Origin of the sequence: Trichococcus collinsii, assembly GCF_900107505.1 — a bacterium.
Classification (GTDB): domain Bacteria; phylum Bacillota; class Bacilli; order Lactobacillales; family Aerococcaceae; genus Trichococcus; species Trichococcus collinsii.
Genome location: NZ_FNQH01000024.1, coordinates 1 through 1,433, shown reverse-complemented (window position 1 = coordinate 1,433; position 1,433 = coordinate 1). Strand labels below are relative to the sequence as shown.

Annotated in this window: 1 rRNA gene; it reads right to left on the bottom strand. The window is 51.9% G+C overall.

Annotation, left to right across the window (positions count from 1 at the left end):
* Nucleotides 1-36: 36 nt before the first annotated feature.
* Nucleotides 37-1,433 (bottom strand): 23S ribosomal RNA (locus BLV66_RS15400); the annotation flags it as partial.

Below are 1,433 nucleotides of genomic sequence, written 5' to 3'. Positions count from 1 at the left end.
CCGAAAACACCGCTTGAGTTTTCATCTTTTTAAAAATTGGTTAAGTCCTCGACCGATTAGTATTGGTCCGCTCCATACATCGCTGTACTTCCACTCCCAACCTATCTACCTGATCATCTCTCAGGGGTCTTACTCACTTAAAGTGATGGGAAATCTCATCTTGAGGGGGGCTTCACGCTTAGATGCTTTCAGCGTTTATCCCGTCCACACATAGCTACCCAGCGATGCTCTTGGCAGAACAACTGGTACACCAGCGGTGTGTCCATCCCGGTCCTCTCGTACTAAGGACAGCTCCTCTCAAATTTCCAACGCCCGCGACGGATAGGGACCGAACTGTCTCACGACGTTCTGAACCCAGCTCGCGTACCGCTTTAATGGGCGAACAGCCCAACCCTTGGGACCGACTACAGCCCCAGGATGCGATGAGCCGACATCGAGGTGCCAAACCTCCCCGTCGATGTGAACTCTTGGGGGAGATAAGCCTGTTATCCCCAGGGTAGCTTTTATCCGTTGAGCGATGGCCCTTCCATGCGGAACCACCGGATCACTAAGCCCGACTTTCGTCCCTGCTCGACTTGTAGGTCTCGCAGTCAAGCTCCCTTCTGCCTTTACACTCTACGAATGATTTCCAACCATTCTGAGGGAACCTTTGGGCGCCTCCGTTACATTTTTGGAGGCGACCGCCCCAGTCAAACTGCCCGTCTGACACTGTCTCCCTGCTCGCTAAGAGCAGCGGGTTAGAGTGGTCATATCACAAGGGTAGTATCCCACCGTTGCCTCCTCCGAGACTGGCGTCCCGGTATCATTGGCTCCTACCTATCCTGTACATGTGATACAAACACGCAATATCAAACTGCAGTAAAGCTCCATGGGGTCTTTCCGTCCTGTCGCGGGTAACCAGCATCTTCACTGGTACTATAATTTCACCGAGTCTCTCGTTGAGACAGTGCCCAAATCGTTACGCCTTTCGTGCGGGTCGGAACTTACCCGACAAGGAATTTCGCTACCTTAGGACCGTTATAGTTACGGCCGCCGTTTACTGGGGCTTCAATTCAAAGCTTCGCTTGCGCTAACCTCTCCTCTTAACCTTCCAGCACCGGGCAGGCGTCAGCCCCTATACGTCATCTTTCGATTTTGCAGAGACCTGTGTTTTTGATAAACAGTCGCTTGGGCCTATTCACTGCGGCTGACCTTGCGGTCAGCACCCCTTCTCCCGAAGTTACGGGGTCATTTTGCCGAGTTCCTTAACGAGAGTTCTCTCGCACACCTTAGGATTCTCTCCTCAACTACCTGTGTCGGTTTGCGGTACGGGCAGTTACTTTCTCACTAGAAGCTTTTCTTGGCAGTGTGACATCAGGAACTTCGCTACTTAATTTCGCTCCCCATCACAGCTTGTCCTTGAGAGAAAAAGCATTTCACTCGTTCTCAGACTT